The 25,706-nt window shown below is 58.6% G+C and carries 25 protein-coding genes; 7 read left to right on the top strand and 18 right to left on the bottom strand.

Annotation, left to right across the window (positions count from 1 at the left end):
* The first annotated feature begins 114 nt into the window (after nt 1-114).
* From fre to ACTG2O_RS03390, 3 genes are all read left to right on the top strand, one after another.
* Entirely contained in the window at nt 115-813 is a 699-nt protein-coding gene (gene fre / locus ACTG2O_RS03400) for an NAD(P)H-flavin reductase (protein WP_005339423.1), read from the top strand.
* A gap of 16 nt (nt 814-829) precedes the next feature.
* The gene (locus ACTG2O_RS03395) at nt 830-961 is read left to right on the top strand and encodes a hypothetical protein (RefSeq protein ID WP_439975337.1); all 132 of its coding nucleotides are present in this window, start codon (nt 830-832) and stop codon (nt 959-961) included.
* 71 nt (nt 962-1,032) lie between these two features.
* Nucleotides 1,033-2,046: a GGDEF domain-containing protein gene (locus ACTG2O_RS03390; RefSeq protein ID WP_439975336.1), complete on the top strand. Its 1,014-nt coding sequence runs from the start codon at nt 1,033-1,035 to the stop codon at nt 2,044-2,046.
* A gap of 54 nt (nt 2,047-2,100) precedes the next feature.
* Here ACTG2O_RS03390 and ubiK read toward each other — a convergent pair whose 3' ends face one another.
* On the bottom strand, nt 2,101-2,358 hold the full coding sequence (ubiK, locus tag ACTG2O_RS03385) for a ubiquinone biosynthesis accessory factor UbiK (protein WP_005339429.1): 258 nt from the start codon (nt 2,356-2,358) through the stop codon (nt 2,101-2,103).
* 300 nt (nt 2,359-2,658) lie between these two features.
* Between ubiK and ACTG2O_RS03380 the strand changes: the two genes are divergently transcribed.
* Entirely contained in the window at nt 2,659-5,103 is a 2,445-nt protein-coding gene (locus ACTG2O_RS03380) for a VolA/Pla-1 family phospholipase (protein WP_236285602.1), read from the top strand.
* A gap of 66 nt (nt 5,104-5,169) precedes the next feature.
* On the opposite strand, the gene glpG is transcribed toward ACTG2O_RS03380, so the two are convergent.
* From glpG to ACTG2O_RS03345, 7 genes are all read right to left on the bottom strand, one after another.
* Entirely contained in the window at nt 5,170-6,003 is an 834-nt protein-coding gene (glpG, locus tag ACTG2O_RS03375; protein ID WP_019446313.1) for a rhomboid family intramembrane serine protease GlpG, read from the bottom strand.
* Nucleotides 6,000-6,323, bottom strand: coding sequence for a thiosulfate sulfurtransferase GlpE (gene glpE, locus ACTG2O_RS03370; RefSeq protein WP_005355913.1), 324 nt, complete (start codon nt 6,321-6,323; stop codon nt 6,000-6,002). The genes glpG and glpE overlap by 4 nt, the downstream gene beginning before the upstream one ends.
* A 122-nt stretch (nt 6,324-6,445) precedes the next feature.
* Entirely contained in the window at nt 6,446-7,147 is a 702-nt protein-coding gene (locus ACTG2O_RS03365) for an ABC transporter ATP-binding protein (protein ID WP_005342433.1), read from the bottom strand.
* Nucleotides 7,148-7,157: 10 nt separating this feature from the next.
* On the bottom strand, nt 7,158-7,931 hold the full coding sequence (livG, locus tag ACTG2O_RS03360; RefSeq protein WP_439975335.1) for a high-affinity branched-chain amino acid ABC transporter ATP-binding protein LivG: 774 nt from the start codon (nt 7,929-7,931) through the stop codon (nt 7,158-7,160).
* Complete coding sequence (locus tag ACTG2O_RS03355; protein ID WP_019446312.1) at nt 7,928-9,196, bottom strand: high-affinity branched-chain amino acid ABC transporter permease LivM; 1,269 nt, start codon at nt 9,194-9,196, stop codon at nt 7,928-7,930. The genes livG and ACTG2O_RS03355 overlap by 4 nt, the downstream gene beginning before the upstream one ends.
* The gene (livH, locus tag ACTG2O_RS03350) at nt 9,196-10,122 is read right to left on the bottom strand and encodes a high-affinity branched-chain amino acid ABC transporter permease LivH (RefSeq protein ID WP_005339439.1); all 927 of its coding nucleotides are present in this window, start codon (nt 10,120-10,122) and stop codon (nt 9,196-9,198) included. The genes ACTG2O_RS03355 and livH overlap by 1 nt, the downstream gene beginning before the upstream one ends.
* 66 nt (nt 10,123-10,188) lie before the next feature.
* Nucleotides 10,189-11,310 (bottom strand): branched-chain amino acid ABC transporter substrate-binding protein, encoded by a 1,122-nt coding sequence (locus ACTG2O_RS03345; protein WP_005339442.1) that lies wholly within the window; start codon nt 11,308-11,310, stop codon nt 10,189-10,191.
* Between the two features lie 434 nt (nt 11,311-11,744).
* Between ACTG2O_RS03345 and ACTG2O_RS03340 the strand changes: the two genes are divergently transcribed.
* Nucleotides 11,745-12,749, top strand: coding sequence for a substrate-binding domain-containing protein (locus tag ACTG2O_RS03340; protein WP_429100903.1), 1,005 nt, complete (start codon nt 11,745-11,747; stop codon nt 12,747-12,749).
* Nucleotides 12,750-12,878: 129 nt separating this feature from the next.
* Here ACTG2O_RS03340 and ACTG2O_RS03335 read toward each other — a convergent pair whose 3' ends face one another.
* The 3 genes from ACTG2O_RS03335 to ACTG2O_RS03325 are packed head-to-tail and all read right to left on the bottom strand — an operon-like array spanning nt 12,879 to nt 14,564.
* On the bottom strand, nt 12,879-13,532 hold the full coding sequence (locus ACTG2O_RS03335) for a DUF799 domain-containing protein (protein WP_019446311.1): 654 nt from the start codon (nt 13,530-13,532) through the stop codon (nt 12,879-12,881).
* Nucleotides 13,529-13,882, bottom strand: a complete 354-nt coding sequence (locus tag ACTG2O_RS03330; protein WP_019446310.1) for a DUF4810 domain-containing protein — start codon at nt 13,880-13,882, stop codon at nt 13,529-13,531. Before ACTG2O_RS03330 ends, ACTG2O_RS03335 begins: the two co-directional genes overlap by 4 nt.
* A gap of 10 nt (nt 13,883-13,892) precedes the next feature.
* On the bottom strand, nt 13,893-14,564 hold the full coding sequence (locus ACTG2O_RS03325; RefSeq protein ID WP_026035055.1) for a CsgG/HfaB family protein: 672 nt from the start codon (nt 14,562-14,564) through the stop codon (nt 13,893-13,895).
* A 373-nt stretch (nt 14,565-14,937) separates the two neighbouring features.
* Between ACTG2O_RS03325 and ACTG2O_RS03320 the strand changes: the two genes are divergently transcribed.
* Nucleotides 14,938-17,202 carry a methyl-accepting chemotaxis protein gene (locus ACTG2O_RS03320; protein ID WP_439975334.1) on the top strand — a complete coding sequence of 755 codons (2,265 nt, stop codon included), beginning with the start codon at nt 14,938-14,940 and terminating at the stop codon, nt 17,200-17,202.
* Nucleotides 17,203-17,275: 73 nt separating this feature from the next.
* Here ACTG2O_RS03320 and ACTG2O_RS03315 read toward each other — a convergent pair whose 3' ends face one another.
* Complete coding sequence (locus ACTG2O_RS03315; RefSeq protein WP_040069868.1) at nt 17,276-17,770, bottom strand: DM13 domain-containing protein; 495 nt, start codon at nt 17,768-17,770, stop codon at nt 17,276-17,278.
* 126 nt (nt 17,771-17,896) lie between these two features.
* Nucleotides 17,897-18,274 carry a CesT family type III secretion system chaperone gene (locus ACTG2O_RS03310; RefSeq protein WP_019446305.1) on the bottom strand — a complete coding sequence of 126 codons (378 nt, stop codon included), beginning with the start codon at nt 18,272-18,274 and terminating at the stop codon, nt 17,897-17,899.
* 198 nt (nt 18,275-18,472) lie between these two features.
* Between ACTG2O_RS03310 and ACTG2O_RS03305 the strand changes: the two genes are divergently transcribed.
* A complete protein-coding gene (locus ACTG2O_RS03305; protein ID WP_439975333.1) occupies nt 18,473-20,008 on the top strand; it encodes an ADP-ribosyltransferase in 1,536 nt (511 codons plus the stop codon).
* 119 nt (nt 20,009-20,127) lie between these two features.
* Here ACTG2O_RS03305 and ACTG2O_RS03300 read toward each other — a convergent pair whose 3' ends face one another.
* The 5 genes from ACTG2O_RS03300 to glyQ all read right to left on the bottom strand — a co-directional run bounded on the left by ACTG2O_RS03300 (nt 20,128) and on the right by glyQ (nt 25,620).
* The gene (locus tag ACTG2O_RS03300) at nt 20,128-20,892 is read right to left on the bottom strand and encodes an EAL domain-containing protein (protein ID WP_439975332.1); all 765 of its coding nucleotides are present in this window, start codon (nt 20,890-20,892) and stop codon (nt 20,128-20,130) included.
* 365 nt (nt 20,893-21,257) lie between these two features.
* Complete coding sequence (locus ACTG2O_RS03295; RefSeq protein WP_439975331.1) at nt 21,258-21,662, bottom strand: hypothetical protein; 405 nt, start codon at nt 21,660-21,662, stop codon at nt 21,258-21,260.
* A complete protein-coding gene (locus ACTG2O_RS03290) occupies nt 21,662-22,546 on the bottom strand; it encodes a ParA family protein (protein ID WP_439975330.1) in 885 nt (294 codons plus the stop codon). The genes ACTG2O_RS03295 and ACTG2O_RS03290 overlap by 1 nt, the downstream gene beginning before the upstream one ends.
* 71 nt (nt 22,547-22,617) lie before the next feature.
* Nucleotides 22,618-24,687: a glycine--tRNA ligase subunit beta gene (gene glyS, locus ACTG2O_RS03285; RefSeq protein WP_439975329.1), complete on the bottom strand. Its 2,070-nt coding sequence runs from the start codon at nt 24,685-24,687 to the stop codon at nt 22,618-22,620.
* A 9-nt stretch (nt 24,688-24,696) separates the two neighbouring features.
* Nucleotides 24,697-25,620, bottom strand: a complete 924-nt coding sequence (glyQ, locus tag ACTG2O_RS03280) for a glycine--tRNA ligase subunit alpha (RefSeq protein WP_005339464.1) — start codon at nt 25,618-25,620, stop codon at nt 24,697-24,699.
* Nucleotides 25,621-25,706 lie beyond the last annotated feature (86 nt).

Below are 25,706 nucleotides of genomic sequence, written 5' to 3'. Positions count from 1 at the left end.
TGCGATCCGCACTGATTTGAGTATTCTCGACTGACGGGGCCAGGGCTGCTGGTCGTCACTCCATAGTGAAACAATGAGCGAAGCGGGCCGAGCGAGCCCGCCACAAGGACAAGAATGCAACGTATCAAATGCCGCGTAGAGGAACTGCGCGAATATGTCGACACCATCTGGCATGTGGCCCTGACGCCGCAGCAAGCGATCAGCTTCAAGCCGGGCCAGTATCTGCTGGTGGTGATGAGCGATTCGGACAAGCGCCCCTTCTCCATCGCCAACTCGCCGACCCGCCCGGGCGTGCTGGAGCTGCAAATTGGTGCCACTCCCGAAAACGCCTACGCCGGTCAGGTGCTGGCCCGCATGCGCGAGCAGGGGGAGATCGAGGTTGAATTGCCGGCTGGCAAGGCGTTCCTGCGCGATGAATCCCCCCGTCCGCTGATCCTGATGGCGGGCGGCACCGGTTTCTCTTACGCCCGCTCCATTCTGGAGTACCTGATCGACACGGGCAGCAAGCGTCCAGTGTTCTTCTACTGGGGTGTGCGTCAGGCTCACTGGCTCTATGAGCTGGAGCAGATGCAGCAGTGGGAGCGTGACTATGCGCCGCTCACCTTTATCCCGGTGGTGCAGGAGCCTGAGGCTGACTGGACCGGCAAGAGCGGGCTGGTACACAAGGCGATCATGGATGACTTCGTCAGCCTCCACGACTACGACATCTATGTCGCCGGCCGTTTCGAGATGGCGGGTGCCGCGCGTGAGGAGTTCAAGATCCTTGGCGCCGAGCCGGAGCGCATCTTTGGTGATGCCTACGAATTTATCTGACGGGATTCCCGTCTGGATGATGCAGCCCCCGGTTTTGCCGGGGGCTTTTATTTTTGTGGCTGCAGCAGTACCTGATCGTACCGAATGGTTGGATTATCGCGGCGTTATCCCATTATTTTTCAATATTTTGGCTATGAATGGCTACTAATCGAGCCTAGCTGATGGCATCTTTGTGGGGGATTGACAAGAGCATCCATAGAGCGAGCACAGGGAGGCGCAGTGTTGAGTGAAGAGGGCAGGGCATCTGCGGAGGATGACAGGGGAGAGACCGGCTCTGTCGAGCGGGTCGCAACGCTGATCCCGTCCCCTCATGGCGGTGAAATGGCCCGTTTGCAGGCAGAGATCGCCGCTTTGCAGCATGAAAACGGCCTGTTGCAGGAGAAGCTCAATGCCGCCCTCGATGGCACCGGCATCTGTCTCTGGCAGGGCACCATTCCCACCGGCGAGCTGCGGGTCTTCAATCTGCAGAACTTTCAGGCCGGTGACATGGCCCCTCATTTCGATCAGTGGAGCGCCAAGCTCCATCCCGACGATCGCGCCCATGCCATGGGCAGCTACTTTGCCCACCTTGAGGGCAAAACCCCCTTCTATGAAGCCGAATACCGCACCATCAATCCGCAAGGCGAGGTCACCTGGCTGTGGGATAGGGGTCGGGTCGTCGATCGGGGTGGCGATGGCAAGCCGCTGCGGATCATGGGCTCCCATATCGATATCACCCAGCGCAAGGCTTATGAGCAGCGACTGGCGGAGCGCGCCAACAGCGACGCGCTGACCGGCTTGCTCAACCGGCAGGGGTTTGGCAAGGCGTTTGCCCAACTGCAGCCGCAAGGGGCGGGGGCGCTGCTCTTTATCGATCTGGATGATTTCAAGGGGATCAATGACCAGCTGGGCCATGCCTGCGGCGATCTGGTGTTGCAGCAGATGGCGGACTGGCTGCGCCTTATTATGCCTGGCTCGGCGCTATGCGGCCGTTACGGCGGCGACGAGTTTGTGGTGCATCTGCACCGGGATGTGTCGAGCCATGGCCTGGCGCAACTGGCTGACGCCCTGATCAGCCGGATGCATGGCTATGTGCCCAAACCCGGTTGCCCGCAACGGGTGGGGCTGAGTATCGGCATCGCCCTGTGGGAGGAGGAGCCATTGAGCTTCCGACAGGCATTGGAGGTGGCCGACCGTGCCATGTATGAGGCCAAGGCGCGCGGCAAGCGGGCCTGGTATCTGCTTCAGGTGTGATGTTTTTTACAGGTTCAATTCAAAGCAAAAACCCCAGCCGAGCTGGGGTTTTCGTTATTCGCCTTTGGCGCCGAGCTGCTGCTCGAGCTGAGCCAGCTTGCTTTCGAGGGCGGCCAGTTTTTCACGGGTACGCAGCAGCACCTTGGTCTGCACGTCGAACTCTTCGCGGCTGACCAGATCCAGCTTGCCCAGCTGGGCTTGCAGTACCTGACGCATCTTCTTCTCGGCCTCTTCACCCATGCTGCGAATGCCGGGCGGCAGGGAGTTGTGCACCTGCTTGGCGATCTCTTCCAGTTTCTTCGGGTCGATCATGATGTCCTCCTTAAGCGTTGGCGGACATTCTACCGACAATTCCCTCACTTTGCCGAGATCACGGCGGCTTTTTAGTCGTGATGGTGCCCGCTGGCTGGTCGGGTCTGGTGATGGGGCCACAACTGCTACCCTTGCGCCCCTTTGTTAACCTGAAACCATGACATGCACCACAAAGCTGAGCCAGAACTGCCCGGTATGAGTCTTATTTGGTGTTGGTTTTATGTTAACGTTTTGCAGTCGAGGTCGTGATGACCCCGTTGGCTTGTGATGGATAACAACCCTATAAAAAGAGAATAAAAAATGAAGAAGAAGCTAATTTATGCAGCTGTTGTCAGCGCCCTGCTGGCCGGATGTGGTGGAGATGACAACAAGGGAGACACCACCAGCTCTCTCGACTACGTCCTGAGTGGTGCCAACGGGGTGCGCCCGAGCGTGCTGGCCCCCCGTGCCAGCGACGGTACCCTGAAGTTTTCGACAGAAACTGCTGATCTGTCGAACCCGGTATCTGCCCTCTCCACCCTGGATGGCTGGTCAACCACCCAACCCGTCCAGCTGGTACCGGCGACCGTGACCGGTGTCTCTGTGCCGGCACCGGCGGCCAGCGAGTATGCCTCTGCCGTTGCGCCCCTCTACCTGCTCGAGCTCACGCTGGATCCGGTCACTCTGCAACCCAACGGAGTCAAGGGCGGCAAGCCACTGGTTTATGGGACCGACTTTGTGGTCACTGGCGGGGACGGCAAGCTCAATCTGGTTCCACTCAAGCCGCTCAATCCCTCTTCTTACTACATGATCGTGGCGACCGATGCCCTCAAGGACAGTCGCGGCACACCGCTCAAGGCGGGAGGCGATTACAGCAGCTTCAAATCGACAGCTGGCGCAACTACTCAGGAGCAGACCATCAACAGCCTGATCTCGCTGCAGGAAGGTCTGTTCAAAGCGGCCACCGGGATCACCAGCGATCGGGTGATCTTCTCCGACTGGTTTGCCACCCAATCTGGTGCCGATGTGCTGCTGGCAGTGAAGAGTGCCGCTGCTTCGGTGCTGAAGAGCCCGAGCCTGGACGCCGCGGCGCTGTGGAAACAGGATGCCAGGGGCAATACCAGCTTGCCGGGGACCTATACGATTAATGGCCTCAACAACGGTGTACCCTTCCTGACCCAGTTGGCGAACGAGCCATTTTTGCCTCAGAAAGATCGTGATGCAATTGCTGCCGCTGTGGCGGCTAATGGCATCCTAAACGGGGTCGCAGCGGTGACCAAGGTGTATACCGGCACCGTCAAGCTCCCTTACTTCCTCTCTACTCCAGCGATAGCCGGCTCCTGGGACAAGGCCAAGACCCAATCCTGGCACGGCGCCATTCCCAGCCTCTATGCCATCGCCAACGCGCTGAAAGCGGGTGATAGCGAGGTAATCGGTGGGCTGGTAGGCGCCGGAGTGAATCCGGAGCTACTGGGTGAGCTGATCGCCGACCCGAGCCGTCAGAGTGAACTGCTGACCGAGGCAAGCAAGCTGATCGGGGTGACCCTCACCTCCGGTGGCAAGCCGCTGGATGCCGAGCGCAATATCGGCCGTTTCAACCCGTTGCCGACCCTGACCGAAGTACAATCGGTACCGCTGCGGATCTTCGCCGCCGCACCGCTCAATACAATTACCGATGTGATCATCTATCAGCACGGGGTTACCTCCATCAAGGAGAACGCCTATGCGCTGGCGCTGGGCCAGATCGGTGCTGGTCTGCAAGTCACACCAACAGCCAAAAATGTCGCTGTGGTAGTGATCGATCATCCGCTGCACGGCGAGCGTGGTTATGCCCTGAGCAACAGCATGGCGACGGTGACCACATCGGAGAACCCGCTCCCCTATCTGAACCTCAACTATCTGACGGTGGCGCGGGACAATCTGAAACAGAGCGTGGCCGATCTGCTGGGACTGCGACTGGCTGTCGGTCTGGCCAACACCCAGGGATTGGGTGGCCAATTGGGTGGTGCCGGTCTGAAAGTTCACTTCCTCGGTCACTCACTCGGTGCCATTACCGGGGCCAATCTGTTGGCTGTCGCCAACCAGACCACCGGCAGTGCTCAGGCAGATGCCCTGTTCAAGTTCGATACCGGTGGTCTGGCGATGCCGGGTGGCGGCATCGCGCCGTTGTTGCTCAACTCGCCTAGCTTCGGGCCGACCATCAAGATGAGCGTGCTTACCTCGGGCAGTCCGGCGCTGAAAGCGGGCTTTACCGCCTATGCACCGAATTGCAAAACGGCTGCCGCCACTTGCTTCGTCAACGAGTTCCTGCCCAGTCTGGATGCGGCCACGCAGGCGGGTGCGGCGAGCACCTTGCAGAGCTATACCTTTGCCGCCCAGTCAGTGCTGGACTCTGCGGACCCGATCAATCTGGGCAGTGGCGTCGCCAAGAGCTTCCCGCTGTTCGCCACCGAGATCGTGGGTGATGGCGCCCTCAATCTGCCGGATCAAGTGATCCCCAACAGCATCGCCTCTGCGCCGCTGGGTGGCACCGAGCCGCTGTTCCGGGTGCTGGGTTTGCAAGAGCTGAAAGGGTCCGGCGTGCTCCCGGCGGGTCACCATGCTGCGCGCTTCCTGAAAGGGGGTCATAGCTCGCTGCTGGCCCCTGACGAGAACTTCGATCAGGCTGGTGCGGTCACCACCGAGATCCAGACCCAGTTCGCCAGCTTCTTTATGAGTGGCGGTGCGGCGGTCAAGGTAACTGACGACACCCTGATCAAGCAGTAACTGCCTATCGCGTAATAAAACGCCGCCCCTCGGGGCGGCGTTGTTGTTTCTGCGGCTGCTGAAAAATCAGGTCGGCTGGTGGTTGCGATCCAGCCAGCCTTGCAGCAGGCCGACCAGCAGGCCGGTCAGGTGGGCGATATTGGCCGTGCTGGTGCCGAGCATGTCGAAGAAGCCGAGCGCCATCCAGAACAGCATAAAGCCCATCAGTGCCGGTGGCAGAGTCAGGCCGCAGGCCGGTTGCAGCTTGCTGCGCAGCCAGCAGTAGCCGAGCAGGGCATAGACCACGCCAGAGAGGCCGCCAAACAGCGGGCCGCTGGCGAAGAACTCGGCGATATTGGGCAGGGCGGCGCCCACCAGCAGCAGGATCAGCAACTTGCCGCTGCCGAGGCGCTGTTCGATCTGGCCGCCGAGATACCACCACCAGAGCAAGTTGAATACCAGATGGAGCACCGAGAAGTGGATCAGGGCGGGGGTGAAATAACGCCACGCCTGCCAGTCGGTGAACTGGGCCAGCGTCGGGTGGAATGCCAGTTCATCGTAGATGGGCAGGCCGATGGCCTCGATCCCGTAGATGGCGAGACAGGCGATGATGACCACCAGCGTCAGTGGCCCCGCTTGATGGAGGAAGTCGGTGATGGGGTCCGTCATCCCCTTGCTGTAGTCGATGCGGGCATCGGCGCGGCCGGATTGCCAGGAGGCTTCCATATAGCGCGGGTGGCCCGGCTCGGCCAGAAAGCGCTTCACCTCCAGCTGGGCCTGGGCAAGGCGTAGCTCGTCCGCCAGCCAGATGGTGACCCCCAGCTCGGACTGGGTCAGCTCGCAGGAGATGCCCAGGGTAGCCAGATAGTCCACCAGCGCCTGTGCCATGCGGGCGTTGTCGAGCACCAGCAGCTGGATCATGCCTCGCCTGCCTCGATGGGAAACTCCCGGCGCCACGCCTCGAAACCGCCATCCAGACTGTAGACCTCGTCATAACCCTGTTGCAGCAGGTATTGGGCCGCTCCTTGACTGCTGTTGCCGTGGTAGCACATCACGATGACCGGGGTATCGAAATCCACTTCATTCATAAAGCGCACCAGCGTGCCGTTGGTGAGGTGGAAGGCGCCGACCGCGTGGGCCGCTTCAAAGGATTGCGGGTCGCGAATATCCACCAGACGGGCTTCACCCGCGCTCAGTTTCTGGTGGGCATCATGGGCATTGATATGGGCAAACTGGTCCATCGGGATGTCCTGCGAATAGGTTGATTACGGGCCAGTGTACCGCAAGCTTGGGCGCAAACTAACCCCACAAAAGATAAGGGAGCCAGCGGCTCCCTTGTTGATATGGCATGCGGCTCAGTGGGTTAACCGCCCAGATAGGCCTGCCGCACCGCCGGGTTGGCCAGCAGGGCGGCGCCCGTGTCTTGCAGCACCACGTGGCCGTTCTCCAGCACATAACCGCGGTCGGCCAGCTTGAGCGCCTGGTTGGCGTTCTGCTCCACCAGAAAGATGGTCATCCCCTTCTGGCGCAACTGTTCTATGGTGTCGAAGATCTGCTGGATGACGATGGGGGCCAGCCCCAGCGAGGGTTCATCCAGCAGCAGCAGGCGCGGTTTGCTCATCAGGGCACGGCCGATGGCCAGCATCTGCTGCTCGCCGCCGGACATGGTGCCCGCCCGTTGTTGCAGGCGCTCGTGCAGGCGCGGGAACAGGGTAAACACCTGATCCAGCAGGCCATGCTGCTCGGCCTTGTCGACGAAGAAGGCGCCCATCAGCAGGTTCTCCTCCACCGTCAGGCGGGCGAAGATGCGACGCCCCTCCGGCACCACGGCGATATCCTTGCGCATGATGCGGGCTGTGGTGAGGGAGCTGATCTGTTCCCCCTCAAACCAGATGGAGCCGCTGCTGGGCTTGGGTTCGCCGCAGAGGGTCATCAGCAGGGTGGTCTTGCCTGCGCCGTTGGCGCCGATCAGGGTGACGATTTCCCCCTCTTTCACCTCGACGCTGACATCGTGCAGTGCCTGAATTTTGCCGTAGTGGGTCGATACGTTGCGAAGTTCTAACATCTTGTTTTCCTTACGACTCGCCCAGATAGGCCTTGATCACTGCCGGATTGTTGCGGATTTCATCCGGCTTGCCGTGGGCCAGTGAGGTGCCCTGGCTGACCACGAAGATGCGGTTGGAGATGCCCATCACCAGCTTCATATCGTGTTCGATCAGCAGCACCGAGACCCCGAATTCGTCCCGCAGGCTCATGATCAGCTCATCCAGCTCGTCGGTCTCCTTCGGGTTGAGGCCGGCGGCCGGTTCATCCAGCATCAGCAGCTCGGGACGGGTCGCCATGCAGCGGGCGATCTCGAGGCGGCGCTGCTGACCGTAGGCCAGATTACCGGCGGCGCGGTTGGCGAGATCCTTGAGCCCCACTTTATCCAGCCAGAAGGCGGCCCGCTCCAGCCCTTCCTGCTCCGCCCGGCGGAAGGCCGGGGTCTTGAACAGACCGGCGATAAAACTGGTGTTGAGGTGCTGGTGCTGGGCAACCAGCAGGTTCTCCACCGCCGTCATCTCCTTGAACAGCCGCACGTGCTGGAAGGTACGCACAATCCCCTTGCGGGCGATGAGGTGGCCGGGCAGCCCCTGGATCTCCTCACCCTTGTAGCGGATGGTGCCGCCGCTCGGACAGTAGAAACCGGTCAGGCAGTTGAAGATGGTGGTCTTGCCCGCGCCGTTGGGGCCGATGATGGAGATCACCTCGCCCTTGTCGATATCCAGCTTGACCCCGTTGACGGCCAGCAGGCCCCCGAAGCGCATCGACAGATCAGAGACTTCCATTAACTTCTGATGAGTACTCATTTCTTCAACTCCAGATGCGGACGGGTCATCGGCAGCAATCCCTGTGGCCGCCAGATCATCATGAACACCATCAAGAGGCCGAACATCAGCATGCGGTACTCGTTGAATTCGCGGGCCAGCTCCGGCAGCACCGTCATCACGATGGCTGCCAGCACCACCCCGATCTGGGAGCCCATGCCACCCAGCACCACAATCGCCAGCACAATGGCCGATTCGATAAAGACGAAGGATTCCGGGCTGATAAAGCCCTGCCGCGAGGCAAAGAAACTACCCGCAAAGCCGGCGAAGGTAGCGCCTATGGTGAAGGCGGTTAGCTTGATGATGGTGGGGTTGAGCCCCAGCGATTTGCAGGCGATTTCGTCTTCCCGCAGCGCTTCCCAGGCGCGGCCAAGGGGCATGCGCAGCAGGCGGTTGATGACGAACAGGGTCACCACCACCAGCATCAGCGCCATCAGGTAGAGGAAGATCACCTTGTGGTTGGCGTTGTAGGTAATGCCGAAGAAGTTGTGGAAGGTATCAAAGCCCCCATCCTTGACGGTGCGGTTGAACTCCAGCCCCCCCAGCGTCGGCTTGGGAATGCCGGAGATCCCGTTCGGGCCGCCGGTCAGGGTGGTCATATTGTTGAGCAGGATGCGGATGATCTCGCCAAAACCCAGGGTGACGATGGCCAGATAGTCCCCCCGCAGCCGTAGCACCGGGAAACCGAGCAGGAAGCCGAAGGTAGCGGCCATCAGCCCGGCGATGGGCAGGCACTCCCAGAAGCTCAGTCCGAAGTAGGTGTTGAGCAGGGCATAGCTGTAGGCTCCGACCGCGTAGAAGCCGACATAGCCGAGATCGAGTAGACCGGCGAGGCCGACCACCACGTTCAGCCCCAGCCCCAGCATGATGTAAATCAGGGTGAGGGTGGCGAGATCGATGGCGCCGCGAGAAGCCATAAAGGGCCAGCTCACTGCGAACAGCAGCACCAGCACGGCGGTGAGGTTATAGAGCTTGGGCGCCTCTTCCGGGCTCGGCAGCACCAGCTTGGTGAAGCCGACCGAGAAGCCGCTGATGGAGGCCTGAAACAGCTTGGCGATCTGGCCGCGCAGCATCTGGAACCAGAAAACGAGGGTGGCGCCCCCCAGTAGCCAGGCCAGCGACACATCGAGGCGGCTCACTACCTGCAGGCTGGAGCCGTCGGTCTCCAGCTTGAAGCCGAGCAGCCAGAAGGAGAGCACCAGCAGCACCAGGCTGGCGATACAGGCGTGGATAAATTGATGTTTCATCACACTTTCTCCACTTCCGGACGACCCAGAATGCCGGTCGGCATAAAGAGCAGCACAAAAATGAGCAGGGCAAACGCCATCACATCCTTGTACTCGGTGCTGAGATAACCGGCGGTGAGGGCTTCAACCACGCCGAGCAGCAGGCCGCCCAGTACGGCGCCCGGAATGCTGCCGATACCGCCCAATACAGCGGCAGTGAAGGCTTTCAGACCGGCCATAAAGCCGAGGTAGGGGTTGATGACGCCGTAATACATACCGAGTAGCACCCCGGCGACGGCGGCCAGCGCAGCCCCCAGTACGAAGGTGATGGAGATGACCACGTGGGTGTCTATCCCTAACAGGTTGGCCATCTTGATATCTTCCGAACAGGCACGGCAGGCACGGCCCATGCGGGAGCGGCCGATGAACTGGGTCAGCGCCAGCATGGTGATGAAAGTCACCACGAAGATGATCAGCTGCATATAGGAGAGGCTGGCCTGAAAACCATCCTCACCCCCCAAGGTCCAGCCACCGGAGATCAGGCTGGGCATGGCGATATCCCGCGAGCCCTGAGCCATCCGCATCATGTTCTGCAGGAAGATCGACATGCCGATGGCGGAGATGAGGGGGATCAGCCGGTTGCCACCGCGCAGTGGCCGGTAGGCGACCCGCTCGATGCTCCAGCCATAGGTGCCGGTGATGATAATACTGACCAGGAAGGCGCCCCCCAGCAGTAGAAAGGTGCTGTCGATGCCCATCATCATGAGCCCCGCCATCACCATAAAAGCGACATAGGAACCGATCATGTAAACCTCGCCGTGGGCGAAGTTGATCATGCCGATGATGCCATAGACCATGGTGTAGCCAATGGCGATCAACGCATAGGTGCTGCCTATGGTTAATCCGTTCAGCAGTTGCTGAACCAGATAGAGGAGGTGTTCGGACATACTGCGTTCCCTGTACTTGCCCGCAAAGAGAGGAGGGGGTGAGCGTACTCACCCCCGATCGGCAGATTATTTGACTTGGCTGGAAGTACCGTCAGCGTGCCACTGGAACACACCGAATTCGAAGCCTTTCAGGTCACCGTTCGGTGCCCAGGTCAGGGGGCCCATCACGGTATCGATCGGCGCAGCCTTGATGGCGGCGGCAACGGCAGCCGGGTCATCTTCACCCGCCTTGGCGATACCGGCTGCCAGGGTTTGCACCGCGGCATAGGTAGTCCAGACGAACGGGCCGGAGGAGTCCTGACCCTTGGCCTTGAACGCCGCCACCAGCGGGGCGTTGGCAGGAACCAGATCGTATTTGTTCGGCAGGGTCACCAGCAGGCCTTCGGAAGCCGGGCCGCCGATGGCGGAGATATCCTTGTTACCCACCCCTTCCGGGCCCATGAACTTGGCTTTCAGCCCCTTCTCGCCAGCCTGACGCAGGATCAGGCCCAGCTCAGGGTGATAGCCGCCGTAGTAGACGAAATCGACGTTCTCTTTCTGCAGCTTGGCGATCAGGGCGGAGAAGTCCTTGTCACCGGCGGTGATCCCTTCAAAGGCCACCACTTTCACGCCAGCCTTGTCGAGCGCCGCTTTCACGCTGGAAGCGATCCCTTCGCCATACTGCTTCTTGTCGTGGATAACGGCCACGCGCTGGGGTTTGACCTGCTCGATGATGTATTTGGCCGCCGTCGGGCCCTGATCGCTATCCAGGCCGATGGTGCGCAGGGTCAGCTGGTAACCGCGCTCGGTGATCTTGGGGTTGGTGGAGGCAGGGGTGACCATCAGGATCCCCTCGTCTTCATAGATGTCGGAGGCGGGCAGGGTGTTGTCGGAGCAGAGGTGACCGACCACGAACTTGACGCCGTCGTTCACCACCTTGTTGGCAACGGCCACCGCCTGTTTGGGATCGCAGGCATCGTCATAGACGACCGCTTCGATCTGCTTGCCATTGATGCCGCCAGCCTTGTTGATCTGCTCGACCGCCATCTTGCCGCCGGTGAACTGCATGTCCCCGTACTGGGCTACCGGACCTGTGACCGGGCCTGCGATACCGATCTTGATGGTGTCTGCCGCGTGAGCGATGGAGATCGATCCAAACAGAGCCAAAGAAACCGCTGCGCCAACTGTGATTTTGCTCAACTTATGCATTGATTCGTCCCTTAATCAGTGGATTGTTTCATTTCCGTGTGCCATTCCGGATCTACATCCCGTGCATCCGGCTATAGGTATGGTTCTATCATTCCTCACGGGGCAATAACAAGCTGTTAAAGATACTAACCAGAGGGGGTTGGATGGGTGGATTTTGAAATAAATGACCTGTTATTTTCGGCTAATCAGAGCTTAATTTTGATTTGTTGACTTAACATCTTGGTAACGAGAGGCGATTCTGACAAACGCCAGAGGATTAATCTGGCGATATTTTACTCTGACAGCGCTCCCATTTTGACCAGAATCCATTTGCGCAAACAGAAATGAGCGCCTAAATTAGCCGGCATTGACAATTCCGTGGCAGAGCTCGTTAAAACCAAGCCTTTATTCGGGAAATCTGCTAATGTTCCGCCTTTGACAGTCAGGAGACAGAGATGGCCACTATCAAGGATGTCGCCTCGCGCGCAGGCGTATCCATCTCCACCGTCTCACATGTGCTCAACCACACTCGGCGGGTCAGCGAAGACGCGACCCAGAAAGTGATTGAGGCGGTGGCAGAACTCAACTACGCGCCCAACTCGGTAGCGCGCAGTCTTAAAATAAATTCGACCAAGACCATTGGCATGCTGGTGACCACCAGCGTAAACCCCTTCTTCGCAGAAGTGGTGCAAGGGGTTGAAGCGTACTGCTTCGAACAGGGCTACAGCCTGATCCTCTGCAACACCGAAAACCAGCCGCCTCGCCAACAGCATTACCTGAGAATGCTGATGGAAAAACGGGTGGATGGCCTGCTGGTATTGGGTACCGATATCGACACCCCGTTGCGTGACATGCTGCGCATCCACAAGAACGTGCCGCAGGTGGTACTGGATTGGGGAACGGAGTGCGATTTCGCCAACGTCATCAACGACAACGCCCGCATCGGCGCCCGCATGGCCGTACGCCATCTGCTGGAGCTGGGGCACCGCGACATCGTCTGCATCACTGGCCAGCTCTCCAAGCCGACCACCCAGCAGCGACTGGACGGGGTACGTGATGCGCTGGGCGAGCATGGTCTGACCCTCAAAGATGAACAGGTCTTCGAAGGGGATTACGAGAGCCAGAGCGGCTTCGATGCCATGCTGCGCATCCTGGCCCTGCAGCCTCGTCCGACCGCGGTCTTTGCCTTTGACGATCCCATGGCGATCGGCGCGATTTGCGCTGCTTGGGAAGCGGGAGTCAAGGTGCCGGACGATATCTCCATCATCGGCTACGACGATGTGGAGATGGCGCGCTTCTCCAGCCCGCCGCTGACCACCATCCGCCACCCGAAGGCCGAACTGGGCCAGCTGGCGGTGAAGCATCTGGTCAGTCGGATCCGCAACAAGGAGCTGGAAGTGGAATCGATGACGGTACAGCCCGAGCTGATCGTCCGTCGCTCGGTCAAACCGCTGCGTTAATCCGCACCCGTTGCCAACACGAAAAACCCCCTCTGTCACGAGGGGGTTTTTGTTTTCGCAGGCTGGAGTACAAGAGGATTTTCCCTAAGCAACTCTGCTTATCCTCACTTCTGTCAGAAGCAGGAATGGTTATTTTTGTGTGTTGTATTTCGGTGAGTAGGGGCCATACAGGATGCCATTAGGCATACCTGCGCTTAGCAGTCTGAAACTGGTTATCCCTGCGATATCATGGCCCTTGTCCATCACAGTGTTGGTGATCTGGTCAACGACGGCGACGACCAGCATGCCAACCAGGCTACCACCACCATTGGACTTTTGCTCTGCGCTGGAAGCGCGGGCTGTACCTTCCCATATGGTTTTGCCGTTACGCAGGTCCACCAATTTTGCTTTCGCTGTCACGGCTGTTTCACTCGAGACCACCATATAGCTGGTGCCATATTCGGTGATGTCCAGATAGAGCGCGGTATCAGCACCAAAAATCTGATGCAGTTTGCTGATGGGCAAAGAGTGGATATCTTCCGCAACAGTCATGCCGTTCTGACGGAAGGTTTCGTTGGTCAGTGAGACCGGGAAAACATAATAGCCAGACTCGGCCAGTGGCATGGTGCTCTGGGAGAGCAGGCTATTGCCGGCTTTAACATCTGGACTGTGGTTTACGGGAGGCAAAACCAGAATAGATGTAGGGTGACTTTCCCGAAATGCTGTGTAGTCATACGCAGCTTGTTGGGATGCGCAACCAGCCAGTAGCAGTGAGCCCATGATGGAAATCAGTAACTTTTTCATTTGGCTGCTCCTTGCTTCTGGGTGAGCAGAAAATTAATGAAAGTGGTTGATTCTGGGAAGAGTTGCTTCTCTTTCTCGAAGTGTTCCAGTGCGAGGTTGTCACGCCCATGCTGGGCATAAAGCATGGCCAGATGAGCATGGAAACCGGGCGGCACCTTTTCCCCTTTGCCATTGGCTTCTTGCAGGTTTTTCTCAAGCCGATCGATCTGTTCACCGTTATCTTTTTCTTCAAGGTTCTGGTAGACCGAATCCTGATATTCACCCCAGTTGTACAGGGGCTTGGGTGGGGTCGCACAACCGTAGCTGAAGAGGGCAAAAGCCAGACAAAGTCCTTGATGCATTTTGTTCATTGATTTCCCCTTAGCGAGCCGGTTGCCAGGCACCGTTCTGGATGCCAGAGACCAGATTGTTTACGGCTTCACGAATCGCCAGGTCGAGCACCTTGCCATTGAGTGTGGAGTCATAATCGGCCGTGCCACCAAAACCGATGACTTCGCGGTTGGAGAGCTCGAATTCGCCTGCCCCTTGTGACGAGAAAACAACTTCTGACGTTTTGACATCGACGATGTTGAGGTTGACTTTGGCATAGGCGATCTGTGATTTGCCCCTGCCGAGAATGCCAAACAGCTGATGATCTCCCACCGCTTTTCGACCAAATTCAGTGACATCGCCTGTGATGACGTAATCGGCGCCTTTCAGCGTCTGAGTCTCTTTCTTGAGCCCTGCTTCCGCTTGCAACTCTTCCATGTTGGCTCTGTCCAGAACACTGAAACGGCCAGTTTGTTGCAGGTGGGTGATCAGGATTGTCTTGGCCTGGCTACCCAGGCGGTCGTTACCATCGGAGAATATACCGCGCATGTAGCTTGAGCGATTATCAAACTTGCCCACAGAAATGGGGCTGCGAGTGCCTTGGTATTGGGTTTGGTAAGAGGTCACTTTGGCAACTTCAAGTGTTCGGGAGGATTCGCTTGCACAACCCGCAAGTGTCAAGCTTGCTGCGATAGTCACAGCAACAATGTGATACTTTGTCATGACAGCCTTATTAAGTTTATGATTATTAATGTTTTTTGTGGGGCCTGTATCGTATACCAACGAAGCTCCCAACGGAACCGTTTCAGCTGGAAGCCTTAATAAAACTCCTTGTTGTGCTTGCTAACCAAGGTGGGGGATTGAAGGGGGATCTCCAAATTATGCAGTGTGATCGTTGTGTTGGACTGAAAACTGTCAGTTTTATCCACCAAGACCCAATTCCAGCCCATATGATAAACATTCCCCCTATTTGACCCACCTCGCATTTTGCCTGTTAATCGTTTGATCAATATCAACAAAGGGTTAAGTTCTGATGGACTCCCGACTTAACCGTTCCATCCTGTAGGTTCGGTATGACTGTCAAGGATGGTGTCTTATGTTCCCCCCTCGCAAGTTGGGTCACCAGATCACGCTGCTGGCAATCGGCGGCATCGTATTGCTCGCCGTGGTGCTGCTTACCTTTAATCTGTTTGAAAATCGCCAGCGGGCGCTCGCGGCCGAGCAGGCTGCACTGCGGAGCCAGCTCCAGAACGTGGAAGCGGTGATCAAAAACACCAGCCATGAAACCGTGCTGGCGGCGACTCTGATCGCCCAGCGGCCGGATGCAGCAAAGGCGGTGGCCGACAAGGATTGGCAGACCCTCGCCAATCTGTTTGATCCGCTCTGGCCCGCCCTCAAGGCGCAGGGGATCCAGCAGTTTCACTTTCACATTCCCCCGGCTACTTCCCTTTATCGGGTACACAAGCCCGCAAATCATGGCGACGACCTCTCTACTACACGGTTGGCAGTGGTCGAGGTGAACCGCAATCATCAACCGGTCGGCGGGTTGGAGACCGGTCAGGGCGGCACCGGGATCCGCGGCGTAGTGCCGGTCACTTTCAATGGTCAGTCGGTCGGCTCGGTGGAGTTTGGCCGCGCCCTCGACACCTCGCTGTTTGCCGATCTGCTGGGCAAGGACAGTCGCCTTGCCATCTATCTGTTTGAACAGGGTAAACCCGTTATGCTGACTGGTACCTCCATGCTTGGTGAGTCGGTGGACTGGTATCAGGAGGTATTGGCGGGAGAGAGCCGCTTCACCACCATCAAGCAGCAGGGGAGCGATTTTCTGGTGATGGCGGCACCGTTGCGCGACTTCTCCGGCAAGGCGGTCGGGGTGATCGAGTTGGCGCGTGATCACAGTGAGGTTGCAGCCGCGCTGGTACGCCAGAGCTGGCAGATGGTAATGATCGCGCTACTTGGCACCGCTCTGATTGCGGTGGCGCTGGTGCTGCTGCTGGCGCGTCTTAGTCGTCCGCTGCTTGATAGCGTCAAGGCGCTGGAGGCGCTGGCCAATGGCTCCGGCGATCTCGGCAGCAAGCTGCCGGTGGCGGGGCCGGAGGAGATCCGTCGGCTCGGGTCGGCGTTCAATGCCTTTGTTGCCAAGATCCGCGACACCATCAGCCAGCTCACCACCACCTTGGGCGAACTGGCTGGCGAGAGCGAGCGGCTGTCGCGCAGTGCGGCGGGTAACCTCAGCAGCATGACGCGCCAGCAGGAGCAGACCACCCAGCTCGCCACTGCCATGACCGAGATGACCAGTACGGTGCACGAAGTGGCTCACAACACGGTGCAGGCGGCCGAGGCGGCCAGCGAGGCGGACAATCAGGCGGTCACCGGCGATGAGGTGGTGCAGCAGAGTGTCAGCATGATCGAACAGCTGGCCGAGGAGATCGCCAGCGCGGGCAACACGGTGAGAGAGGTCGCCAAGGCCAGCGAGCAGATTGGCTCTGTGCTGGCGGTGATCCAGTCCATCGCCGAGCAGACCAACCTGCTGGCCCTCAACGCCGCCATCGAGGCGGCCCGGGCCGGTGAACAAGGGCGCGGTTTTGCGGTGGTGGCCGACGAGGTGCGCTCGCTGGCTGGGCGCACCCAGCACTCCACCGCCGAGATCCGCGGTACCATCGAGCAGTTGCAACGGGCGGTGGGCACCACGGTGACCATGATCGAACACAGCGTCTCGCGGGCGGGGGAGTCGGTGGAGCGGGCCAATCAGGCGGGGGAAGCCCTCGGCCGGATCAAGGGGGCGGTCAACAGCATTCGCGACATGAACACCCAGATCGCCGCCGCTTCGGAAGAGCAATCCTCGGTGAGCGACGAGATCACCCGCAATATCGTCAGCGTCCACGAGATCTCCCAGGCCACCACGCTGGTGGCGCGGGATACCGCCCATATCGCCAGTCATGTGGCGACCCTGGTGGACAAGCTGGGGGATCTGGCCGGACAGTTCCAGGATGGTTCCAACGTGCGGATGGTGCTGAGTCGCGCCCGCGCCGCTCATATGGGCTGGAAGACCCGTGTCCGAGCCTATCTGGATGGGCAGGAGGGGTTGTCGCGCAGCGAGGCGGTCAGTGACAAGGAGTGCCGCCTTGGCCACTGGTACTTCAGCGAAGGGCAGGCATGCTGCGGCGATCAACCCGCCTTCAGGGCGATGGCCGCCCCGCACGCCAGACTGCATCAGGTGATCCAGCAGATTATCGAGCTGAAAAATCAGCACAAGCATGAAGAGGCGGAGGCGCTCTACCGCGAGATCGAGCAGAACTCAGAGCAGGTAGTGGGCTGCATCGATCAGCTGCTGCGGGAGATGACCAAGCCGGAGCGTTAATGACGAAGGGGCGGATAGCCCAAGGGCTGACAGCGATGTCAGCCCTTTTGCATGGTGCGGGTCTGGGGTGAGGTTACTGCTCCGGACGCAGATCCTGATAACGGGCGGCGGTGATGAACTGGCCGAAGGTTTCACACCAGACGATCACGCTGCTGTAGCGGGCCGGATCGATCGTGGCGGGCAGCGGCACGATAAAGTTGTCGAAGGTCTTCACCGGCCCGACTCGCACCATCTGATCCTTGAGGCGGGCAAAATCGGCTTCGGTCTCGACAAACTCGGGGGAGAGGTAGAGCTGGTAGTCCGGCCCGGGGGCCAGCTTGCCCATCAGGCTGACGGCATCCGGCCCTATGCTCACCTTGCCTTCCCCCCAGTGCAGCCGATCGCTGTCTTTCAGATCCCGGCGAAAAGTGCCGTGGAATCTCGCCTGTTGCTGGCTGGCCGCGACCTGCTCGGTATCAGGGGCGGGTGGCGCGATCAGGATTGGTAGGGTGTAGACACCGGCGGCAAACCCTGCCGCCGCGACCAGCAGATGGGTGCCCAGCAGCAGGGCCATGGTTTTGCGTTTCATGATATCTCGGTCGTTTATGAATTGATGGCAAAACCATACCAATCCGGGGGCCCGCTGCCCAGTTTGCTCAGGCCAGAGGTGTAGTTATCCATCTATGGTGACGTGGGGTGTGGTCACGCCAATGGCTCAAGGCCGGATAGTGCCGTCCTGGCCTTTGTTGATCTCGCTGGCGGCGTGCACCAGCTGTTCCAGCTGGTGGTGGATCTGGGTGCGATCCAGTTGCTGCAAGGGCTGGCGACTCCACAGTACCGGTGTCAGGCTCTCGGTATCGAAACCCAGTACCGGTTTGCACGGGTCCTGACTGAAGAGGTTCTGGGCGGCCGCCTGAGCGCTGGTGGCCGCGTCGAGGCGGGTAAACATCAGCAGATAGTCGGCCGGGTGTTCGGTCAAGTGACAGGTCAGTTCGCCGATCTGCAGGCTGGTGACGCTCTCCTCCTGTTGCGGCGCAGGCAGGGAGAGGGAGAGAAACAGCTGGTGGATGGCGGCGTGATAAAGAGAGTTCATTGATGGCTCCAGATTGATGATGGCGCCATTAGAGCAGGTCACTGCCAGCGGCACTGTTAATGGTGGCTCTCTTTTTTTAGCTTTTCGGTCAGCGAGATAGCACGCCGCGCTCAGTACAAAAATCGCGACCAATCCCGATAGTCCCTGTTGATGGCCTCTCCTAGACTGGCGGCGAAACATCACAAGAAGACAATCATCATGCAGATTCAAGCAAACACCGGCGGCACACAGGTCGTCGCTCACCACAGTGATGCAACCACAGGGGTTGGCCGGATGGGCCAGCTGGAGGCACGTCAGGTTGCCACCGGACAAGATGCGATCTTGCTGGGCAACCGCAGCGAACCGCAGAAAGGGCAGGGGCTGCTCTCGCGATTGGGGGCCCAACTGGCCCGTCCGTTCGTGGCCATCAAAGAGTGGATTGGCAACCTGCTGGGGAGCGGCAAGAGTGCCGCAGCGCCGAAGACGCAAACCGCCACTTCCCCCGAGGATCTTCAGCGTCTGATGAAGCAGGCTGCATTTGGCAGCTCGCTGGGTGGCTTTGCCAAGGCGGACGTATTGAACAACATCGCCGCCGAACAACTGGGCAAGGAGCACGCCACTCTGGCGACCGGCAACGGCCCACTGCGCTCTCTCTGCACCGCGTTGCAGGCCGTTGTCATCGGCTCCGAGCAGCCGCAACTTCGTGAGTTGGCTGCCGGGCTGCTGGCTCGCCCCATCGCCGGTATCCCGCTCCAGCAGTGGGGCACTGTGGGGGGCAAGGTGACCGAGCTGCTCGCCAGCGCCACACCCGAACTGCTGCAGGAGGCGATGAGCCAGCTGCACACCGCGATGGGTGAAGTGGCCGACCTGCAGCGGGCCGTCAAGGCTGAAATCGCTGGCGAACCGGCGCAAAGCGCGACCACCACTGCGGATGCGACGTCCGCCCAAAGCGGTGAGAGCAAAGGGGCTGCTCGCGAACAGGTCGCCATGGCGCGGCAGACTCCGGCCACCGGCTACAAGCTGGCGCTGGATCTTATCAGCTATCAGGCCAGCTACCTGCTGCGGGATCAAACCTCGACCGAGGTGACCCTGAGCAGCAGCGATCTCAATGCCCTGCATCAACACATTGCCGATGGCTCCATCAACAGTTCCCACATGGCCAAGTTGCAGACCCGCGGCGATCTGCAAACCCTGCGTACACTGGCGCTCTCTCTGGCCAGCGGCAGCGACGCCAAGGGATCTTCCCTTGGTCATGCCCTCGACAGTCTCGCCTCGGCGCGTCCCAACCAGCGGCTGGTGCTGGGCGGACTGATGCAGTTTGCCGGTCAGACCGATCAGGCGTGGGTGAACCATACAGCTGGCAAGCCGGAGGATCGGCTCGATGCCGGGGCGCGACTGCGTTTTGACACCGGCCATATGCAGGCGGAGCTGGGGCGTCTCGGCGACAGCGAGGCACGGCAGGTGCTGCAACAGCTGGAAGGGGCTTTTGGTGATCGGGCCAGGGCTATCTGCGACTTCGCGGTGGCTCAGGTCTCAGGCTTTGCCGATAGCGAAAGCAGCCCTGAGGCTGTGCTGGTCTCCCGCCTGACCCGCATGGGCAATCTGGTGGGCAGCCTGACCGATGCGCTCAAGGAGCGGCTGCAACTGCCCGGGTCCGCCCGTGGCGAGCCGACCATGATCGACTCCGCTAGCCAGCTGACACCGCTCGAACTGGCTGCGCTGGCTCATATCGGCGTCGATGAGAGCTATCTGTAAACCGTCAGCACACAGCCCCTGCGGGCAAGGTGATATGACATAAAAACGGACACCCTCGGGTGTCCGTTTTCTTATTCGGGCGGGAGTGGGCTGAGGGGAGCAGGGCAGGCCGATATGGCTTAGAGGCTGGCGAAATCCACTTCGGGCAGGGTTTCGAAGCCGGGGCGGGCAAACAGATAGCCCTGCATCAGGCTGACGCCCATCTCCCGCAGGCAGGCCATCTCTTCGCGGGTCTCGATCCCCTCCGCCAGCGGGATGATCTGCAACTCGGCAAACAGCGCCAGACAGTGGCGCACTATGGCTTGTCGGGTCGGGTCCTGGTCGATGCCGCGCAGCAGGTGCATATCGAGCTTGACGATGTTGGGGTGAAAATCGGCCAGCAGGTTGAGACCCGAGTAACCGGCGCCAAAGTCATCGATCGCCGTTTTGAAGCCGAGGGCCTGATAGTGATCGACGATGCCGCGAAGATGCTGGCTATCCTGCACCTGCTCCACCTCGGTCAGCTCGAACATGATCTGCGCGATGGGGAAGTGGTGCTCGCGGGCCGCCTGCAGGGTGGTGCGGATGCAGCGCTCCGGGCGGTAGACCGCATTGGGCAGAAAGTTGATGCTCAGCATCCCCTTCATCCCGAGTCGGGCCGCCAGTGCGATGGCCTTGATGCGGCACAGCTGATCGAAGCGGTAGCGGTTGTCGTCGTTGACCCGGGCAATCACGCTCTGCGCCGGTTCGTTGTGGATCCCCCGCACCAGCGCCTCGTAGCCGAAGACGGTACGCTGGCTGCAATCGACGATGGGCTGAAAGGCCATGGTGAAGTCGAAGTCGAGTTCTGCTTTCTCCTGACACAGCTGGCAGATGGCGGGGGACGGGGCGGCAGGTATATCCATGACTTTCCTCTTGGGCGTGGCGGCGCTGGGCACTGTCTCAAATGATAACAGCTCATTACCCCCCTGTAGGTTCGATTAGCAAAGCGTAATCAGACGATCGAGAGGCTTTGATTGCGGTTGTTGCCGTGAAACAGGGGCGGCCAGCCGGAGGGGGAAGTGTGGCTGGCCGTGATAGCGGGCGAATCCATTTACGCGAACGTCCGATTACGCCTGACGGCTAATCGAACCTACGAGCTACTGTTTTAAAATATGGAATTAATATTAGTTTCCATCGTAAAGGGGGGGGGCTATTATTTATCTTATAAAAAGACACCGGTTTTTGGCCGATGTCAGAAAGTAAATTGACTTGTGCAAAAATTATATTTTTAATTATTACGATCGCCTTGTGCAACTCGCTTGTACATACCAATTTCGTTTATTTCGCTAATGACGTACTTCATCATGCCTTCTAATGACTGATTAATAGGTCTAACGTCAAGCTCTGATAATATTTTCTGTAACTCATCCTTAGTGATTCGAATGCTTTTGAAATAACTTTCAAGTTCATCAGTACTCATGCTAATGAGTTCATCATTACTTTTAAAAGACTTCTTTCTTGCGTTATAAACAGCTGTTGCAATAAGATCAGTGCGTTTTGCTTTAAAGGCTGATTTGTCAAGATACTCTGTTAACAGCTCCAACAGTTCTTTATTTGTATAATCGCTTTCGGTTAGGCCAGCAATAGCCCCTTTTACACCGAGACATTTTATTAACTGTTCAAGCTGTAACATTATGGTACCCTCTGAATAAATTCAACGGTTAACGCTCTAAACTGGTTTGCTTGTTTGTAAGCATTTTCCATAGTCACATCATACACGGATAAACGGGAAGATGCTGCTATTCTTAAACCATCTCCTTCGGTGATGTAGTTAGCGAACATAGGGACCGTTTGAGATAGCCTAGTATATTCAGTTTGTTCTGACCGTTTTAGTGCTTCATCATATTCTCTAGCCATCATGCCTATAGCGCCAGAAAAGCATGTCTCTCTATAGTTTTGAGGAACACCAATGGCCATTCTTATCATGTTAACATCACTGTTAACGTTTCTTATTTCGCCAACAACACTCACAACCCCGATTGATGACTGCCTATCCAGTTTTACTGGAGATACACAGTAGTCTGATGCGTAGATAATTGAACGTAAAACATCAGATATTTCAGGGTGTGAGTCAATCAGGATATAATCATAGTTATGGCGAAGAGGCTCTAATATCAAACTGACAGTTTGTAGGTGAGACAACAATAACATGTTGTTTTCTCTGATGTTATTGGTGCTAGGTAATTTGTTGGTATTTACGGTAGAAAGGCGATGGTCAGACGGAATGACATGTATTCCAGAGGGATGTTGGAAAATAGAAATATTCGGAGTTTGTTGTGTTGCACTATATAATTGTTGGAATTTATTAAATAGTGTTTCGCCAGAAGGTGGTTGAGTATGGAAAGTTTCAATCATCTGAGGGAAGAAACGCCCTGTTATGCCACCACGTTGGTAGTCGGCGTCAATGACTAATACTCGTTTGTTATGGAAACGCTGTAGAGCTACCGCAATATGAAAGCATGCTGTGGTTTTTCCTACACCACCCTTCTCACTCACGAAACTTACAATAACCGCCATATTAATTTCCCTAATTAATCTGGATTAAATTGGTAAAGTGAAGGCGGTGTAGTTCACACCGCCTTTTAAAATCACTGCAGCAGGGAGATATCCGCGACTTGCAGGAACAGGTTGCGCAGGTTGTTCAGCAGTGCCAGACGGTTGGCCTTGAGGGCTTCGTCGTCGGCCATCACCATCACCTCGTTGAAGAAGGTGTCGACCGGCTCGCGCAGGGCGGCCAGACGGGTGAGGGCGGCCTGATAGTCACCGGCAGCGAACAGCGGGGCCAGTTCGGCTTGCAGTTCGGCAACCTGGGTGGCCAGCGCCTTCTCGGCGGCATCGACCAGCAGTTCCGGTTTGACGGCAGTCGGCAGTTCGCCTTCGACCTTGGCCAGAATGTTGCTCACGCGCTTGTTGGCGGCAGCCAGAGCCAGTGCGGCATCCAGCGTGCGGAAGTGGCTGACGGCCTTGACGCGACGATCGAAGTCGAGCGGACGGGTCGGGCGGCGTGCCAGTACGGCCAGCACCACGTCGGCACCGATGCCTTCGTCCTGATAGGCGGCGCGGAAGCGGCCCAGCATAAAGTCGACCACGTCGGTAACGACGGTTTTGTTGGTTAGCTTGTCGCCGTAGACGCGTACCGCTTCTTCCACCAGTTCAACCAGATCCAGATCCAGCTGCTTCTCGGTCATGATGCGCAGGGCACCGATGGCGGCGCGACGCAGGGCGAACGGGTCCTTGTCACCCTTCGGCAGCATGCCGATGCCGAAGATACCGGCCAGAGTGTCGAACTTGTCGGCCAGCGCGACGGCGCAGGCAACCAGACCGGACGGCAGGGCATCACCGGCAAAGCGCGGCATGTACTGCTCGTTGAGGGCCACGGCCACTGCTTCGTCTTCGCCATCGTGACGGGCGTAGTGCATCCCCATGACACCCTGGGTGTCGGTGAACTCGCCGACCATGTTGGTCATCAGGTCACACTTGGAGAGCAGACCGGCACGCTTGGCCTGAGCCACGTCGGCATCGATACGCTCGGCGATAAAGCCGGCGACGGTCTCGATGCGCTCGACCTTGGCCTTGACGGTGCCCAGCTGTTGCTGGAACAGCACGGTTTCAAGGCGCGGCAGGCGGGAAGCCAGGGTCTGCTTGAGGTCAGTCTTGAAGAAGAACTCGGCGTCAGAGAGACGGGGGCGAACCACCTTCTCGTTGCCGCTGATGATCTGGCTCGGGTCTTTGGACTCGATGTTGGTGACGAAGATGAACTTCGGCAGCAGCTTGCCGTTCTTGTCGTAGACCGGGAAGTACTTCTGGTCACCCTTCATGGTATGAACCAGCGCTTCAGCGGGAACGGCCAGGAACTTCTCTTCGAAGTTGGCGGTCAGCACCACCGGCCACTCGACCAGTGCAGTGACCTCTTCCAGCAGGGCGTCGTCCAGATCGGCCACGCCACCGAAGGCGGCAGCGGCCGCTTCGGCGTCAGCCTTGATCTTGGCCTTGCGTGCCATGAAGTCGGCAATCACCATGCCGCGCTCCTGCAGGATCTGCGGGTACTGGCTGGCGTTGTCGATGGTGAATTCACTCTCGCCCATAAAGCGGTGACCGCGAAGGGTGCGGGCAGAGTCGATACCCAGAATGGTGGCGGGAACCAGATCCCCATCCAGCAGGAGGGTCACGGTGAACACCGGACGCACGAACTGGATGGTCTTGTCGCCCCAGCGCATCATTTTCGGGATCGGCAGCTTGGCCAGTGCGGAGGCTACCAGCTCGCCCAGCAGATCTTTGGCCGGACGGCCTTCGACCTTGGCTGTGTGAACCAGCCACTCACCCTTGTCGGTGACCAGACGCTCGGCCTGCTCAACGGTGATGCCGTTGCCACGGGCCCAGCCTTCGGCTGCCTTGGTCGGCTTGCCTTCGGCATCGAACGCTTGAGACACGGCCGGGCCGCGCTTCTCGACGCTCTTGCTCGGCTGTTCGCCAGCCAGCTCGCTCACTTTCAGCGCCAGACGGCGCGGTGAGGCAAACCACTCGACGTCGCCAAAGGCCAGATCGGCCTTGGTCAGTTCGGCTTTGAAGTTGTCGGCAAAGGCTTCGGCCAGGGAGCGCAGGGCTTTGGGCGGCAGCTCAGCAGTACCGATCTCTACCAGAAATGTATGTTGTGCCATGTCCGTTCCTTAACCTTGCTTGTTCTCACTGCGCTGACACATCGGGAAGCCCAGCGCTTCGCGGGAGGCGTAGTATGCCTCTGCTACGGCCTTGGTCAGGGTGCGAATGCGCAGGATGTAGCGCTGACGCTCGGTGACCGAGATGGCCTTGCGGGCATCCAGCAGGTTGAAGGAGTGAGCGGCTTTGAGGATGCGCTCGTAGGCAGGCAGCGGCAGCGGTTTTTCCAGTGCCAGCAGATTCTGGGCTTCCTTCTCGTACTGCTCGAAGCAGTGGAACAGGAACTCCACATCGGCGTGTTCGAAGTTGTAGGTGGATTGCTCCACTTCGTTCTGGTGGAACACGTCGCCGTAGGTGGTCTTGCCCAGCGGGCCGTCAGACCAGACCAGATCGTAGACGCTGTCCACGCCCTGAATGTACATGGCCAGACGCTCGAGACCGTAGGTGATCTCGCCGGTAACCGGCTTGCACTCGAGGCCGCCAACTTGCTGGAAGTAGGTGAACTGGGTCACTTCCATGCCGTTCAGCCACACTTCCCAACCCAGACCCCAGGCACCCAGAGTCGGGTTTTCCCAGTTGTCTTCCACGAAGCGGATGTCGTGGATTTCAGGATCCATGCCCAGCTCTTTCAGGGAGCCCAGATAGAGTTCCTGAATGTTGTCGGGGGAAGGCTTGATGATCACCTGGAACTGGTAGTAGTGCTGCAGGCGGTTCGGGTTTTCACCGTAGCGGCCGTCGGTCGGACGGCGGGACGGTTGCACGTAAGCGCAGGCGATGGGCTCCGGGCCCAGGGCACGCAGACAGGTCATGGGGTGGGAAGTACCGGCACCCACTTCCATATCCAGCGGCTGAATGATGGTACAGCCCTGGCGGGACCAATAGTCCTGCAGCTGCAGGATCAGGCCCTGAAAGGTTTTGACATCGAATTTTTGCATAATTTTTTTCGCGCGAAGTGAAAATCAGAGCAAGATTTGCTGAATGTGAACCGAGGGAGTATACCGTCTGGCATGGTCGGATAATA

The organism is Aeromonas sp. 61P (assembly GCF_051919545.1).
Classification (GTDB): domain Bacteria; phylum Pseudomonadota; class Gammaproteobacteria; order Enterobacterales; family Aeromonadaceae; genus Aeromonas; species Aeromonas veronii.
The sequence above is the reverse complement of the archived record's forward strand: the minus strand, read 5'-3'. Positions and strand labels throughout refer to the sequence as shown.